13 protein-coding genes are annotated in these 13,886 nt (G+C 63.6%); 10 read left to right on the forward strand and 3 right to left on the reverse strand.

The window, feature by feature from the left end; translation table 11 throughout:
• The first annotated feature begins 121 nt into the window (after window positions 1-121).
• From dnaK to ACIQLF_RS15365, 5 genes are all read left to right on the forward strand, one after another.
• Entirely contained in the window at window positions 122-1,966 is a 1,845-nt protein-coding gene (dnaK, locus tag ACIQLF_RS15345) for a molecular chaperone DnaK (protein ID WP_400300120.1), read from the forward strand.
• A gap of 14 nt (window positions 1,967-1,980) precedes the next feature.
• Window positions 1,981-2,529 carry a nucleotide exchange factor GrpE gene (locus ACIQLF_RS15350; RefSeq protein WP_400300123.1) on the forward strand — a complete coding sequence of 183 codons (549 nt, stop codon included), beginning with the start codon at window positions 1,981-1,983 and terminating at the stop codon, window positions 2,527-2,529.
• 189 nt (window positions 2,530-2,718) lie between these two features.
• Window positions 2,719-3,681, forward strand: coding sequence for a DnaJ C-terminal domain-containing protein (locus ACIQLF_RS15355; RefSeq protein ID WP_400300125.1), 963 nt, complete (start codon window positions 2,719-2,721; stop codon window positions 3,679-3,681).
• A 168-nt stretch (window positions 3,682-3,849) separates the two neighbouring features.
• Window positions 3,850-4,221 carry a heat shock protein transcriptional repressor HspR gene (locus ACIQLF_RS15360; RefSeq protein ID WP_400300320.1) on the forward strand — a complete coding sequence of 124 codons (372 nt, stop codon included), beginning with the start codon at window positions 3,850-3,852 and terminating at the stop codon, window positions 4,219-4,221.
• A 41-nt stretch (window positions 4,222-4,262) separates the two neighbouring features.
• Window positions 4,263-5,171, forward strand: a complete 909-nt coding sequence (locus ACIQLF_RS15365; RefSeq protein WP_400300127.1) for an alpha/beta hydrolase — start codon at window positions 4,263-4,265, stop codon at window positions 5,169-5,171.
• 75 nt (window positions 5,172-5,246) lie between these two features.
• Here ACIQLF_RS15365 and trmB read toward each other — a convergent pair whose 3' ends face one another.
• Window positions 5,247-6,101: a tRNA (guanosine(46)-N7)-methyltransferase TrmB gene (gene trmB / locus ACIQLF_RS15370; RefSeq protein ID WP_400300130.1), complete on the reverse strand. Its 855-nt coding sequence runs from the start codon at window positions 6,099-6,101 to the stop codon at window positions 5,247-5,249.
• A gap of 26 nt (window positions 6,102-6,127) precedes the next feature.
• On the reverse strand, window positions 6,128-7,666 hold the full coding sequence (locus ACIQLF_RS15375; protein ID WP_400300132.1) for a polysaccharide deacetylase family protein: 1,539 nt from the start codon (window positions 7,664-7,666) through the stop codon (window positions 6,128-6,130).
• A gap of 145 nt (window positions 7,667-7,811) precedes the next feature.
• Here ACIQLF_RS15375 and ACIQLF_RS15380 point away from each other — a divergent pair, with 145 nt between their 5' ends.
• From ACIQLF_RS15380 to clpB, 3 genes are all read left to right on the forward strand, one after another.
• Window positions 7,812-8,219, forward strand: a complete 408-nt coding sequence (locus ACIQLF_RS15380; protein ID WP_400300134.1) for a YccF domain-containing protein — start codon at window positions 7,812-7,814, stop codon at window positions 8,217-8,219.
• Window positions 8,220-8,428: 209 nt separating this feature from the next.
• Window positions 8,429-8,896: a VOC family protein gene (locus tag ACIQLF_RS15385; protein WP_400300137.1), complete on the forward strand. Its 468-nt coding sequence runs from the start codon at window positions 8,429-8,431 to the stop codon at window positions 8,894-8,896.
• Window positions 8,897-9,009: 113 nt separating this feature from the next.
• Complete coding sequence (gene clpB / locus ACIQLF_RS15390) at window positions 9,010-11,604, forward strand: ATP-dependent chaperone ClpB (protein WP_400300139.1); 2,595 nt, start codon at window positions 9,010-9,012, stop codon at window positions 11,602-11,604.
• A gap of 113 nt (window positions 11,605-11,717) precedes the next feature.
• Here clpB and ACIQLF_RS15395 read toward each other — a convergent pair whose 3' ends face one another.
• Entirely contained in the window at window positions 11,718-12,353 is a 636-nt protein-coding gene (locus tag ACIQLF_RS15395) for a hypothetical protein (protein WP_400300142.1), read from the reverse strand.
• A gap of 155 nt (window positions 12,354-12,508) precedes the next feature.
• On the opposite strand from ACIQLF_RS15395, the gene ACIQLF_RS15400 reads away from it, so the two are divergent.
• Both ACIQLF_RS15400 and ACIQLF_RS15405 read left to right on the forward strand, forming a co-directional pair.
• A complete protein-coding gene (locus ACIQLF_RS15400; protein WP_387527099.1) occupies window positions 12,509-12,736 on the forward strand; it encodes a DUF3073 domain-containing protein in 228 nt (75 codons plus the stop codon).
• A gap of 139 nt (window positions 12,737-12,875) precedes the next feature.
• A complete protein-coding gene (locus ACIQLF_RS15405) occupies window positions 12,876-13,844 on the forward strand; it encodes a Sir2 family NAD-dependent protein deacetylase (RefSeq protein WP_400300144.1) in 969 nt (322 codons plus the stop codon).
• The last annotated feature ends 42 nt before the right edge of the window (window positions 13,845-13,886 follow it).

Genomic DNA, 13,886 nt, shown 5'->3' on the forward strand with positions numbered 1-13,886 from the left:
TTGCGCTCAAGTTTGAATTGACAAGGACTGGCGGCCGAGTAAACTTGAGTACAGAACGCTCAACCGGATCATCTGGTTGGAACGTTGGTTCGTTTTCCCCAAGGCAAGAAGGAGCTCACCCATGTCACGTGCCGTAGGTATTGACCTCGGAACCACCAACTCTGTTGTATCCGTCCTCGAAGGTGGCGAGCCCACCGTTATCGCCAACGCCGAAGGCAACCGCACCACCCCGTCTGTCGTCGCCTTCGCCAAGAGCGGCGAAGTCCTGGTTGGCGACATCGCCAAGCGCCAGGCCGTCAACAACATCGACCGCACCATTGCTTCGGTCAAGCGCCACATGGGCACCGACTGGTCGGTTGCCATTGACGACAAGAAGTACACCGCGCAGGAAATCTCCGCTCGTATCCTGATGAAGCTCAAGAACGACGCCGAAGCATACCTGGGCGAAAAGGTCACCGACGCAGTGGTCACCGTTCCGGCTTACTTCAACGACGCCGAGCGCCAGGCCACCAAGGAAGCCGGCGAAATCGCGGGCCTCAACGTCCTGCGCATCGTCAACGAGCCGACCGCGGCTGCACTGGCCTACGGCTTGGACAAGGGCAAGGAAGACGAGCTCATCCTAGTCTTCGACCTCGGCGGCGGAACCTTCGACGTCTCCCTGCTTGAAGTTGGCAAGGACGACGACGGCTTCTCCACCATCCAGGTTCGCTCCACCGCGGGCGACAACCGCCTCGGCGGCGACGACTGGGACCAGCGTGTCGTTGACTGGCTGCTGGCCCAGGCAAAGCAGAAGGGCGCCGACCTGTCCAAGGACAAGATCGCCCTGCAGCGCCTGAAAGAAGCCGCTGAGCAGGCCAAGAAGGAACTCTCCTCGGCCACCAGCACCAACATCTCCCTGCAGTACCTCTCGGTCACCGCAGACGGCCCGGTTCACCTGGACGAGCACCTTTCCCGTGCTAAGTTCCAGGAACTGACCGCCGACCTGCTCGAGCGCACCAAGAAGCCGTTCAAGGACGTCATCGCCGAAGCCGGCGTGAAGGTCTCCGAGATCGCACACGTGATCCTCGTCGGCGGTTCCACCCGCATGCCTGCGGTTGCCGAACTGGTCAAGGAAATGGCCGGCAAGGAAGCCAACAAGGGCGTCAACCCGGATGAGGTCGTTGCCGTTGGCGCAGCACTCCAGGCCGGCGTGCTGAAGGGCGAGCGCAAGGACGTTCTGCTCATCGACGTCACCCCGCTGTCCCTGGGCATCGAAACCAAGGGTGGTGTGATGACCAAGCTGATCGAGCGCAACACCGCGATCCCGACCAAGCGTTCGGAGACCTTCACCACCGCCGAGGACAACCAGCCTTCGGTATCGATCCAGGTCTTCCAGGGCGAGCGCGAGTTCACCCGCGACAACAAGGCCTTGGGCACCTTCGAGCTGACCGGCATCGCGCCGGCTCCGCGCGGCGTCCCGCAGGTCGAGGTCACCTTCGACATCGACGCCAACGGCATCGTCCACGTGTCCGCAAAGGACAAGGGCACCGGCGTCGAGCAGTCGATGACCATCACCGGTGGTTCCTCGCTGTCCAAGGACGACATCGACCGCATGGTCCGTGAAGCCGAGGAGCACGCCTCCGAGGACAAGGCCCGCCGCGAGGCAGCCGAGACCCGCAACGCCGCCGAGCAGACCGCCTACTCGGTGGACAAGCTCATCAAGGACAACGCCGACAAGCTGCCGGAAGAGGTCAAGACCGAGGTCCAGGCCGACGTCGACGCGCTGAAGAAGGCACTTGAGTCGCAGAACAACGACGACGAGGTCAAGACCGCGTTCGAGAAGCTGCAGGCTTCGCAGGGCAAGCTGGGCGAGGCCATCTACGCCAACACCCAGGCTTCCTCCAACGGTGAAGACGGCGCCGAGGCCCCGAACGCCGAAGAGGACATCGTCGACGCCGAGGTCATCGACGAAGACGAAAAGAAGTAAGGGGCGCATCAACCATGTCTGAGGAAATTCACAACGAGGGCGCCTCCAACGAAGAGGTCACTCCCGTTGACGAAGCCCACGACTCGGGCGACGCGTTGAGCCAGGCCGAGGCCATCCTCAACGAGGCCGCGGCGCAGGGAACGGTTCCCGACAAGGAAGCCGAGTTGCGCGAGGACCTGCAGCGGTTGCAGGCCGAGTACGTCAACTACCGCAAGCGCGTTGAGCGTGACCGCGAGGCAGTGCGCGAGCTTGCCGTGCAGTCGGTCCTGAACAACCTGTTGCCGGTTCTCGACGACATCGATGCAGCCCGTGCCCACGGCGACTTGACCGACGGGCCGTTCGCTTCGATTGCCAACAAGCTCGATGCGGTGCTCGAAGGCCTCGGCCTTGAGCGCATCAACGAAGCCGGCGTGGCATTCGACCCGGCCGTGCACGAGGCACTGCTGCAGCAGCCGAACCCGGAAATCCCGGCAGACCATGTCGCCATGGTCCTGCGGGCCGGTTTCAAGAAGGGTGATCGCATCATGCGTGCTGCCCAGGTGATCGTTTCCCTCGGGGAATAATTGCCAAGCAACGCAACACAGTAGTAAAACCGTGAAGTAACTCCACCACCTGCGGCGGGTCATCCGGGTTCCTGGAAAGGACCGGGGGACCCGCCGCAGGCCGGTGGACTTCCACCCCAGAATTTTGGCCCGGAACCGATTTCCACGCGTTCCCGGGCACCGAAGCACTACAGGAAAAGGAGGCGCCTGATGGCAAGTCAGGATTGGGTCGAAAAGGATTTCTACGCCATATTGGGCGTCTCCAAGGACGCCAGCGAAGCGGACATCAAGAAGGCCTACCGGAAGATGGCCCGCAAGTACCACCCGGACACCAACTCCGGCGATGCAGCCGCCGAGCGGCGATTCAAGGACATCACCGAGGCGCACTCGGTGCTCTCCGACCCCGACGACCGCCAGCAATACGACGCGATCCGGGCCATGGGTTCCGGCGCACGTTTCAGCGCCGGCGGCGGCCACGGCGGGCCCAGCAACGACGGCTTCGAGGACGTCTTCTCCAACCTCTTTGGCGGCGGAGGTGGCGGACATCGCGGCAGCCAGGTGCCACCCGATTTCTCCGACCTCTTTGGCGGCGGAGGCGGGTTCGGCGGCTTCGGTCAGCAGGCGCCGCGCAAGGGCGCGGACCGCACGGCAAGCACCAGCATTTCCTTCGCAGGCTCCATCAAGGGAACCACCATCGGGCTGCGTGAAGACAGCGGCGAGATCATCGACGTGCGCATTCCCGCGGGCATCAAGGACGGGCAATCCGTGCGCGTGCGCGGCAAGGGTTCGCCGGGCACGGCCGGTCCCGGGGACCTGATCGTCAAGGTCAGCGTCAAACCCCACGCCGTGTTTACCCGCGAAGAGAACAACATCCGCATCCATGTTCCCGTCACCTTCGCCGAGGCCGCACTCGGCGGACAAATCGAGGTACCCACGATCACCGGGGACACCGTCAAGATGAAGGTTCCGGCCGGCTCCTCGTCGGGCCGAACGCTGCGCCTGAAGGGCCGCGGCGTGCATACCGCCAAGGCCACCGGCGACATGCTTGTCACGCTGGATGTCCTGGTTCCGCAAAACCTGTCCAAGGAAGCCAAGGCCGCGGTCGAGGCGTTTGCGGAGGCCACCAAGGGCGAGGATCCGCGTCACGGCCTGTTGGCCCACGCAGTACTCTAGGTACGACATGGTTGCCTTCCGCGAATGCGCGGAAGGCAACCCAAAACGGATCATTCGATCGGCTCGTTGTCGGTTGCCACATACGGAAATGCATGGAGGGACAGAATCGTGAACAATGACAGACTGCGACCGGTTTTTGTCATTTCCGTTGCAGCCGAATTGGCGGAGATGCACCCACAAACCTTGCGCCAGTATGACCGCATGGGCCTGGTGTCTCCTTCCCGACAGGGCGGCAAGCAACGCCGATATTCCGAACACGACGTGGAGTTGCTGCGCGAAATCCAGCGCCTGTCCAAGGACGGCGTCTCCCTCGAGGGCATCAAGCGGGTGCTCGCACTGGAGAACCAAGTTGCAGCGCTCCAATCACGGATCAGCGAACTGAGCAACGAGGTCTTCGCCCTGCGAAGCGCCAGCCAGAGCGCCGGCTTGGGCCGCGTCTTTGCCGCCGGCAGCAGCGGCGATGTAGTGTCCCTGACACGGGGCCAGCGTCCCCGAGGCCGCAGCCAGGCCCTGGTGATCTGGAAACCGCGCACCAAATAGAAGAGTATGGTCGTGGCCTGCCAAGGGGATGGGGGAATCGAATGTCGAACCACGGGGGATACTCCCGACTCAGTGCCGTCGCCGAAGCCCGCTTTGAGGCCCTGTGCGCAGTCCGGGGCAGATTGCGCGGAACCCACCGCCAAGCACTCGACGGAACCGCACACGCCCTGCGCGCAGGCTCCATGGACCCCGCCATCCCCGCACGCCACCTGCTCTATCTCGACCTTTCGGCGCGCGAACCGCTGGCAGCCATCGCCGTGGGCGACCTGGACTCGGCAACGCATGTCACCTGGCAGCTTTCAGGCACCGGAATCAGGGCCCGCAACGCACTGTGGGGGAGCGTGCGCGAAGCCGGTCAGCTGTACCTCGAACAGCGCAAGGTGGGAATCGAGGCGCCGGCGGTTGTCGCCTGGCTGGGATACCGCAGCCCCAACATGGCCAGCGCACTCTTGAACCGTTCGGCACGCCGCGGCGTGGAGATCCTCGAACGTGACCTTGAAATCTTTGCCGCACTGCGCCACGGGGAACCGCACCTGGCACTCGAAGCGCATTCCTACGCGGCAACCCTCGCCGCGCAGGCGCTCGACTCGCGGTCCGGATCCACGGCGCTTGTCCATGCCCTCGCGACCATCGGCTCGGCGGGAATCCCGAAGCAACTGTCCCGCGACCCCGGCCGTCTCAACATCCCTGAGGACCACATCTTTGAGGCGATCGCCGACCGTGACCGCCTCGCCTGGTGGGGACGGCTGCTTTCGGGCCGGAAACTCATTGCCGGCCGCACCTTCAGCGTTGCCGGCAGGACCGATCTCGGCTTGCTGGGGGTGAGCGGGCACAACACCTCGCAAATGACCCCGGGGAACCCCGGTGCACCCCGCGGATACAGAGACCCGGGCACCACGTCCCTGCGCAACCTGGCATTGATCACCACCGGCCAAAAACCGCTGGGATAGTGCGAACGCGCTTTCCCCGAAAACGGAAATTCCCCCTGTGGCGCATTGGCGCCGCAGGGGGAATTTCGTGCATGGTTAGTTCTTGCGGTAGGCCAGGTCGAAGACCAAGCGACCGGCCTTCAGCGCCTTGCCCTCGAAACTGGTGAGCGTGCGGCCCTCGAAGCGAGGGGCCCAGCCTCCAAGCTCGTCGGTGAACGCCGCGTCCTGCTCCTCACCCTCAAGTCCCAACCGGCGGACCTTCGTCAGGTTGCTGTCCTCGCCGACCAAGTTGCCGGGATGCAGGTTCTCGAAGCTTTCGGACGCATCGAAGATTTCGCGCATCTGTTCAGCGTAGTTCGACCAGTCTGTGGCAAGGCGGAGGATGCCGCCGGGAACCAATACACGCTCGATCTTGGGAAGGAACGATTCCTTGATCAGGCGGCGCTTGTGGTGGCGGATCTTGTGCCACGGATCGGAGAAGAAGATCCAGACTTCCTGGGCCGAGCCCTCGGGAAGCATGATGTCGAGCGCTTCCGGGGCATTGGCCTGGACGGCGCGCACATTGGTGAGCTCGCGGTTCTCGACCCGCACCATGAGCGCGGCAACTCCGGGACGGTAGACCTCCACGGCGAGGAAGTCCTTGTCAGGGTTCTCGCCGGCGGCGTGGGCCATGGCCTCGCCGAGGCCCGAACCGATCTCGACGATCAGCGGTGCCTTGCGGCCGTAGACGGTCTCCAGGTCCAGGACGAAGCCCTCGGCCACCGAGGTGTCGGTACGTTCGCGCTCGGGCTCGATGACGTACTTGTCCGCGATGCGCTCCCAGGCGTCCGCACGGCGGCCATGGAGGCGGCTGCCACGGCGGACAAAGGACACCGGTTCGGCTCGGTAGAAGCTGAGGTCTTCGACGGCGCGGCCGGAGGACGGCATCTTGCGATCTGTGGGAATGCTCATGTACTTAAGGTTATCGAACTCGCCGACTACTTTTTCTCGCCCGCCTTCGAACGGACGGGGGCCGGCAGCGGGGCACGGGAATAGGTTTCCCCCGACTTCAACTTGTTCTTGCCCAGCAACTCCGTGACGGTGACAAAGGTGTAGCCCTTGGCCTTGAGCCGCGAAAGGATCTCCGGCACTGCCGCCACGGTGCTGCTGTGGATGTCATGCATGAGAACGATGGAACCCGGTTTGGTCTGCGAAACCGCGGCGTCGACAACCCTCTCGGTGTTCCGGTACTTCCAATCCAGGGTGTCAACATCCCACAGGATCACCGGCGCCTGCGCCAGCCGGTCGGTCTTTGGGTTGCGCGCTCCGTAGGGGGGACGCAGGAGCGTGGCCGGCTGGTCTATGGCTGCGGAAATGGCGTCGTTGGTGCGGTCAATCTCACTTCGAACCTGGGCCGGGGACAATGCCGGCAGCGAACGGTGGCTCCAGGTGTGGTTGCCCACCTCGTGGCCCTCGGTGATCATGCGTTCGACGAGTTCGGGGCGGGTCTTGGCGTTGGGGCCGACTACAAAAAAGGTTGCCGCGGCGTCCTTCTTCTTGAGTTCGTCGAGCAGCTTGCCGGTCTTGGGGCCGGGGCCGTCGTCGAAGGTCAGCGCCACGCACTTGGTTTTCCTGCAGTCGATGTTTCGCGGCTGCGGAGTCTCGGCGCCCGGTCCCTCGGGCGTTTGGGCCGGATCCCCGGGGCTTGCGGATCCCAGGAAGCCCGGGGGGATCCTCGGCGCGGGGTTCATGCCCGCGGTTCGTGCCATCAGGCCAAAGGGCGAGAGCAGCGGAATGATGTTTGTTGACGGAACCGTGACGACAATGGATCCGGCCGATCCGGGGGCAATCGTGTAGTCGTCGAATTCGATGGTGGCGTTGCCCTGGGCATCGAAGTTGACCGAATCCAGCCACGAATCCTCCAGCTCCGTCACGGTCTCGGGGATGACTTCGGGGTTGTTGGTCGCGGCCTGGGCCACGAACTCGCGGAATTCCGCCCAGTCCTCGTCGCTGCCAAACAGGTCGCGGCTGTCCAGCAGGCCGGGTGTGCGCGTGTCGAACCACTGTGTCACGAAGCTGGTGCCGCCCGAGGCGCCTGCGAATTCGTAGGCGGCGCTTCTGATGCCGATAACGTGCTGCGAAACCGCGGTGAGGTAGCTCCGTAGGTTGAGTTCCCCCGTTGCCGCGGATCCAGCATAGACATCGGGGATGTTGTTCCGGTTGAACGCTTCCATGCGCTCCTCGACGATGCTGCGTTGCGCTTCGCCGACCGAAGGGACCGAAGGAACCTCGAAGTGCCGGCTGAAGATGTGGCGGTGTTCGTCGGATTGGTCGATTGTGTTCAGGTCGGGGACGAGGATCAGCGGCAGGGAATCGGCCTGGTTAACTCCGCTTTGTGATGAACCATCCGCTGACGTGGGGGAAGCTGCTGTGGGTGTCGTGGGCGAGCCTGGCAGCGGTGCGCATCCGGTGAGAAGTGTGAGGGCGATGAGTCCTGTAATGAACTTGGATGATTTTTGACCGTTGACGAACCGCATTCATCAAGCTTGCCGTTTTAGGTGGAACTAATCGAATTGAGCGGGGGGAGCGGGGCGAATCGTTAGAAAGCGTTATAGGGGCTTCGGGGGTGAATCAGGGTCATACCCCATGGCAGAAGTACTCCGAGTGGGCAATGCTAGGGGTATGCGCAATTCACTTTCGGCAGTCCTAAACGTCATTTGGCTGGTTTTCGGAGGCATATGGCTGGCAGCCGGATATGCCTTGGCCGGCATCATCTGTTGCCTGCTCATCGTGACGATTCCCTTTGGCATTGCGTCATTCCGCATTGCGCTCTACGCCCTGTGGCCCTTTGGCCGCACGGTGGTTGACCGGGGACATGTGGGAGCAATGTCGACCATTGGAAATGTCATCTGGATCCTGGTGGCGGGCATCTGGATCGCCATCGGCCACGTGGTGACGGCCATTCCCATGTTTGTGAGCATCATCGGCATCCCTCTGGGCATTGCAAACCTCAAGATGATCCCGATTTCCCTCATGCCGCTGGGCAAGGAAATCGTTCCCTCGAACCAGTACATGCCAGGGGCCCGCTAAACCGCGGAGCCGCCGATGCCCGACACTGCACCCCCGAAATACCGCCTCCGGCCACCGTGGCCCGAGGCGGTATTTTCGCGTCGGCCCATGTTCCCGATGTGCGGCGCGTGTTCCGGGACCACTTTGGGCTTCGCCCTTGAAAGTGGTTCATGCGCTTCATAGTCTGTGGATGTGCCGAACACCCAATCGAGTCCCGAGGGGGATCACCCGTGAACAATATCGTTACCTGCCTGTGGTTTGACCAGCAAGGTATGGACGCCGCCCGGTTCTACACCTCGATCTTCCCCAATTCGGAGATTGGGACCCACGTCGATATCGACGAAAACGGGGAACCCTCAAGTGTGCCCATGACTGTTGAATTCAGCCTCAACGGCAACCCGTTCGTGGCGCTGAATGGTGGGCCGATGTTTTCGTTCAGCGAGGCGGTCTCCTTCCAGATCATGTGCAAGGACCAGGCTGAGATCGACTACTACTGGGATGCGTTGACCGCGGGTGGCGAGGAAAGCCAGTGCGGCTGGCTCAAGGACCGTTTCGGGATCTCATGGCAGGTGGTCCCGACGAGACTGCCCGAGATGCTTGGCCAGAGCGATCCCGAGGTGGCGCGCAGGGTGGTGGAAGCCTTCATGCCAATGCGGAAGCTGGACATTGCGGTGCTTGAGCGCGCGGCCGCTTCCTGACCCGGGGCGGGGGCCACCGAAAAATCCGGGATGCCGGGAATATGTTCATGCAAACCAAAGTTGAGTTAGATAGACTCAAGTTTGAGTGAATAGCTAACAACGAAAGGAATAGCGTGGACACGAAATTTACGACCAAAAGCCAGGAAGCACTCTCGGGTTCGGGCATGAATGCCTCCACCGCCGGGAATCCTCAGGTGGAGCCCGTCCACCTACTCAAGGCCCTTGTCGACCAGCGTGAATCGGTGGCCGTGGCGCTGCTCAAGGCCGCGGGGGTCGACCCCGACCAGGTCTCCGTTCAGGCCAGTGCCGCGATCAAGGCACTGCCGTCTTCCTCGGGAAGCTCGGTGGCCCAGGCCCAGTACTCCCGTGGAATACTCCAGACCATCAACTCCGCACAGCAAGCGGCCGAGACGCTCGGCGACGGCTACGTTTCGACCGAGCACCTGCTGCTGGGGCTCAGTGACGACACCGGTGCCGCGGGCAACATCCTGCGTGGGCTCAATGCCACCCGCCAGGCCCTCGAGGCTGCGCTCCCCGGAATCCGCGGGGACCGCAAGGTCAACAACCCGGATCCGGAAAACACCTTCCAGGCCCTGGAGAAGTTCGGCACCGACATGACGGCCATTGCCCGCTCGGGCAAGCTTGATCCGGTCATCGGCCGCGACGGCGAAATCCGCCGCCTGGTCCAGGTGCTCTCGCGCCGCACCAAGAACAACCCGGTGCTCATCGGCGAGCCCGGCGTCGGCAAGACGGCCGTTGTCGAGGGACTGGCCCAGCGCATGGTGGCCGGGGACGTCCCCGAATCCCTGCGCGGCAAGACCCTGATCTCTCTGGACCTGGGGTCCATGATCGCCGGCGCCAAGTACCGCGGCGAGTTCGAGGAACGCCTGAAAGCCGTCCTCGAGGAGATCAAGGCCTCCGACGGGCAGATCGTCACGTTCATCGACGAGATCCACACGGTCGTGGGCGCGGGTGCCTCCGAGGGTGCCATGGACGCCGGCAACATGCTCAAGCCCATGCTGGCCCGCGGGGAACTGCGCCTGATCGGTGCCACCACGCTGGACGAATACCGCGAAAACATCGAGAAGGATCCCGCCCTCGAGCGCCGCTTCGCCCAGGTCTACGTGGGGGAGCCGAGCGTCGAGGATACGATCGCCATCCTGCGCGGCCTCAAGGAGCGTTACGAGGCGCACCACAAGGTCAGGATTGCCGACTCCGCACTCGTGGCGGCCGCGGCCCTGTCCGACCGCTACATCAGCGGCCGCCAGCTCCCTGACAAGGCGATCGACCTCATGGACGAGGCTGCCAGCCGCCTGCGCATGGAGATCGACTCGGCCCCCGAGGAGATCGACCAGCTGCGCCGCGCCGTGGACCGCCTGACCATGGAGGAACTGGCGCTGGAGAAGGAAACCGATCCGGGGTCCATCGAACGCCTGGAAGCGCTGCGCTCGGACATGGCCGACAAAAAGGAAGCTCTCGGCGCGCTCAACGCGCGTTGGGAAGCGGAGAAGGAAGGCCTGAACCGGGTCGGCGACCTCAAGGTGCGCCTTGACGAACTTCGCTCGCAGGCTGAGAAGCTGCAACGCGAGGGCGACCTGGAGCGTGCCTCGCGCCTGCTCTACGGGGAGATCCCCGCCTTGGAAAAGGAAATAGCCGACGCCGCCCAGGCCGAGGCCTCGGCCGAAACCAAGGACCTGATGGTCGCCGAGGAAGTCACCGCCGACGACATCGCCGAGGTCATTTCCGCGTGGACCGGCATCCCGGCCGGACGCATGCTGCAGGCCGAGAGCCAGAAGCTGCTGGAGATGGAATCGTTCCTGGGACACCGGCTGATCGGCCAGCAGAAGGCCGTTGCGACGGTTTCCGATGCCGTGCGCCGGGCCCGGGCCGGAATCTCGGACCCCGACCGCCCCACGGGTTCCTTCCTGTTCCTGGGCCCCACCGGCGTGGGCAAGACCGAGCTGGCCAAGGCGCTTGCCGACTTCCTGTTCGACGATGAGCGGGCCATGGTCCGCATCGACATGAGCGAGTACTCGGAGAAGCACGCGGTGGCCCGGTTGGTCGGCGCCCCTCCGGGATACGTCGGCTACGAGGAAGGCGGGCAGCTCACCGAGGCGGTGCGCCGCCGCCCCTACTCCGTGGTGCTGCTGGACGAGGTGGAGAAGGCCCACCCGGAGGTCTTCGACATCCTGCTCCAGGTGCTCGACGACGGGCGCCTCACGGACGGCCAGGGCCGCACCGTGGACTTCCGCAACGTCATCCTGATCATGACCTCGAACCTCGGTTCGCAGTTCCTGGTAGACCAGACGCTGGATTCCCAGACGAAGAGGGACGCGGTGATGAACATCGTCAACGCATCCTTCAAGCCCGAGTTCCTGAACCGGCTCGATGACGTGATCATGTTCGATCCGCTGTCCCTTGAGGAGCTGGGCTCGATCGTCTCGCTGCAGGTCGATACCCTGGCCGGGCGTTTGGCGTCGCGCCGACTGCAATTGGTGGTCGACGCGGAGGCCCGCGACTGGCTGGCGTTCACCGGGTTCGACCCGGCCTTCGGTGCCCGCCCGCTGCGTCGCCTGATCCAGCGGGAGATCGGCGACAGGCTGGCCCGCGAGTTGTTGGCCGGCAACGTCCAGGACGGCGACACCGTGGTGGTGGGCGTCAACGAGTCCAAGGACGGATTGGTCCTCAGCTCAAGCCGCACCCGGTAGGGGACGCATGCAGTGACAAGTTGGCGCCGGGCTCCGGCGGGGATTTCCCCGATCGGAGCCCGGCACCTTCGCATGCCCGGCAGGGCGCCGGAACACGGTCCTGGGGTTGGTTCCTAGGAGCTGATGCCCGCCGCGTCGCTGGGCAACAGCGAATCCTGGACGGTGCCCTCGTTCAGGGCGAGGAAGCATGCCACCTTGCGGTCACCCGTTTTCCACGTTCCGAGCGAGGGGCGCGAGAAATGATAGGACCAGGTTGAATCCAGCGAGCTTCCCGGGTCGAGGGTGATGGATTTGCACAGGCTTTCCGAGCGGCTGAGCATCTGCTCGGGGCCGGGGAAAACGTCCTCCGTGATTTCGAACGAACCAATCATCTGGGCATTGTGCGCCGTCACGCACGTAACAATCGTGACAGGTTCCAGTGCGCTCTTGAATCCCTGGAGGCAGTCGCCCACTGACAGTTGATCCGGAGGAACCTGAAGGGCGATGATGCCGTCGAGGCCCGGTGATGGGTTTCTCGTCACTACGGCGGCCGAGCCCTTCGCGGGATCGGTGCCGAGAATTTTTTGCGTGCCGTAGACAAAAATCAGCAGGATGCCAAGCGTTCCGACCAGCGCCCACAACGAAGGCGAGCGCCACCACAAGCGTTTTTGCGGTCTCGCTCTGCGCGCAGGCAGGGCGGCTTTTCCCTCGGCGGGAGGCGGTACGGACAAGCAAGCTCCCTGGGCGGTCGTAGTCGACTTGGTGGACAAATTAATACTCTACCGGCAGAACCGGGGTTGCGGGCAGGCACTCGTCGCCGAATCATGTTAACCTTGAAACACGAAAGAATTAGTCACATATTCTGGGGCCTCCGCCTAACACGGTAGGACCACCTCCAGATCTACTGAAAAAAGGGGGTCACGCCATGGGGCGCGGCCGTCAGAAGGCAAAAGCGACACGACAGGCCAGGGATATTAAGTATTTCTCCCCGGCCACTGATTTGTCAGCCTTGGAACGCGAGCTTGGGAAGACGCGTGGTCCTAGCACCGCGACACCAAGCCCTGTTGAAGTACCTTACGAGCCCGATTATTCGGACTACGAAGATACGTACGCAGACGACGACGATGAGGACGACCAACGGCGCATCAGTTGATGCGCCGACTCCCTGAAGTGACCCCTGATGCATCAGCGGTCGTGGTTTTTCCAGTACGTGAGCATGAAGACCGTGGCCACCACACAGAATCTGTGTCGGTGACCGCGGTCTTTGTCGTGCCCGCAAGGAGGGAACAGCGATGATCCACGAGGGCAAGCTCGGCATCGAAATGGCCCACCGGGCCGCCATCCGTTCCATCGAGCGCGTGGTGGGGGAGAACGCCCCGCTCCAGGATCCGGTGGTGGCCAGCATGGGCATTCGCACGATGCTGGACAAGGGCAGGGTACTGGTGCTCACCGGTGCCGGCGTTTCCACCGATTCCGGGATCCCCGACTATCGCGGACCCCGCGGTTCCCTGTTGCGGCACCGCCCGATGACCTACCAGGAATTCCTGCATGAACCGGCGGCCCGGCACCGGTATTGGGCGCGCAGCTTCGTGGGCTGGCGGCACATGGACAAGGCATCGCCCAACCCGATCCACCATCGCCTGGCTGCGTGGGAGACAACGGAGAAAATCAGCGGCATCGTTACGCAAAATGTCGATGGGCTGCATGTTGCTGCCGGCTCGCGAAACGTGATTGCCCTGCACGGCGACCTCGAACGGATCGCCTGCCTGAACTGCGGCGCCTTCGAGGACCGCCGGTCGCTGGACGTGCGTTTGCATGAGGCAAACCCCGGCTACCTCGAAAGCATCGACCTGGACCCCAGCCTGGTAAACCCGGACGGGGACGTGAGTCTGGACCAGAAGCACGTCGAGGCATTCACGATGGTCGGTTGCCTGGTCTGCGGATCCGAGGCGCTGAAACCCAACGTCGTCTACTTCGGCGAAAACGTGCCAGCCGAACGCAAGGCGCGGCTCAAGGAGCTCGAGGCCGATTCCAGTGCGCTGCTGGTCATCGGTTCCTCGCTGGCCGTGATGAGCGGCTACAAGCTGCTGCTCGACGCCCTCGCCGCAGGCAAGCGCGTGGGATTGATCAACGGCGGGCCCACACGCGGTGACGCCAAGGCCGACTTCAGGTGGCGCGCCAACATCGCGGAGGCCTTGGACCTGCTCGAGCTGCCCGCACCGGCGGATCCGGCCACTGAGCAACGCCGCCGGCCGCTGTAGCGTTGTTCTTCCCCGACCGGGATGCAGGCGTCGCGAACCGGC

The sequence above is a fragment of the Paeniglutamicibacter sp. NPDC091659 genome (genome assembly GCF_044756805.1).
GTDB lineage: Bacteria > Actinomycetota > Actinomycetes > Actinomycetales > Micrococcaceae > Paeniglutamicibacter.

Excerpts from the sequence above, each read along its gene's own strand:
- ACIQLF_RS15355 (WP_400300125.1), top strand. The coding sequence starts at position 2,719 with ATGGCAAGTCAGGATTGGGTCGAAAAGGATTTCTACGCCATATTGGGC.
- dnaK (WP_400300120.1), top strand. The coding sequence starts at position 122 with ATGTCACGTGCCGTAGGTATTGACCTCGGAACCACCAACTCTGTTGTA.
- ACIQLF_RS15375 (WP_400300132.1), bottom strand. The coding sequence starts at position 7,666 with ATGCGGTTCGTCAACGGTCAAAAATCATCCAAGTTCATTACAGGACTC.
- ACIQLF_RS15360 (WP_400300320.1), top strand. The coding sequence starts at position 3,850 with ATGCACCCACAAACCTTGCGCCAGTATGACCGCATGGGCCTGGTGTCT.
- ACIQLF_RS15405 (WP_400300144.1), top strand. The coding sequence starts at position 12,876 with ATGATCCACGAGGGCAAGCTCGGCATCGAAATGGCCCACCGGGCCGCC.
- ACIQLF_RS15365 (WP_400300127.1), top strand. The coding sequence starts at position 4,263 with ATGTCGAACCACGGGGGATACTCCCGACTCAGTGCCGTCGCCGAAGCC.
- ACIQLF_RS15350 (WP_400300123.1), top strand. The coding sequence starts at position 1,981 with ATGTCTGAGGAAATTCACAACGAGGGCGCCTCCAACGAAGAGGTCACT.
- trmB (WP_400300130.1), bottom strand. The coding sequence starts at position 6,101 with ATGAGCATTCCCACAGATCGCAAGATGCCGTCCTCCGGCCGCGCCGTC.
- ACIQLF_RS15400 (WP_387527099.1), top strand. The coding sequence starts at position 12,509 with ATGGGGCGCGGCCGTCAGAAGGCAAAAGCGACACGACAGGCCAGGGAT.
- ACIQLF_RS15380 (WP_400300134.1), top strand. The coding sequence starts at position 7,812 with ATGCGCAATTCACTTTCGGCAGTCCTAAACGTCATTTGGCTGGTTTTC.